At 35.9% G+C, this 610-nt stretch carries 1 protein-coding gene; it reads right to left on the bottom strand.

Features of this window, described 5'->3' with window-relative positions; translation table 11 throughout:
- Window positions 1-389: 389 nt before the first annotated feature.
- Window positions 390-491: a type I toxin-antitoxin system Fst family toxin gene (locus tag RV13_RS20900; protein WP_373278400.1), complete on the bottom strand. Its 102-nt coding sequence runs from the start codon at window positions 489-491 to the stop codon at window positions 390-392.
- Window positions 492-610: the final 119 nt, after the last annotated feature.

The following is a 610-nucleotide window of genomic DNA, read 5'->3' as shown; positions in this document are numbered from 1 at the left end:
TTTGGTTCTGCAGCTGCGTAGGCCAATTTGAAGTTATATGAATTAAATCAATGAAAAACATGTATGAACCGCTTTTCACTTTTTAAAATGTGGCATTTACTTAATAAAAAAATAGAGGCAGATCTTTTTTATAAGGATTGTAGTTGCCAAGTAGTTTAGTTGTACTATAATGATGATTAAAAGCGTGTAGATACTCGATGACACGAATTGTTTATGGCTGAAGTGAGAAATTGAGTTTTCACTGTTTTCATGATAAAATGTATTTGCGAAACGAAATTAAATCTTTCAGCACCACTAAAAAAAGCCGTCCCCTGACTGCGACGAAAGGGAACGGCTATTTTTTCGTTCGCTGCGAGTACGAACGATCAGGCTAGAATAGCAACCTGCTTTTAGTTATCGTCTTTGTCCTTCTTATCTAGCCATGAAGAAAATAGTTTACTAACTATACCTACGAAAATAGGTGCGACAACCAACGAAATTAAATCTTTCAACAACCTCACCACCCAACGTGGCAAGTTGCCTGTGTTAGTATATCATACGAGGAAGATTAGAGAGCAATAATCCTAAAATTCCTAGTATCATCGAATATTTTCGCTGAAAAAGTGTTGGA

Origin of the sequence: Enterococcus raffinosus (assembly GCF_001886185.1) — a bacterium.
Lineage (GTDB): Bacteria > Bacillota > Bacilli > Lactobacillales > Enterococcaceae > Enterococcus_A > Enterococcus_A raffinosus.
Note: the sequence above shows the minus strand (reverse complement) of the source record. Positions and strands in the feature narration are given on the sequence as shown.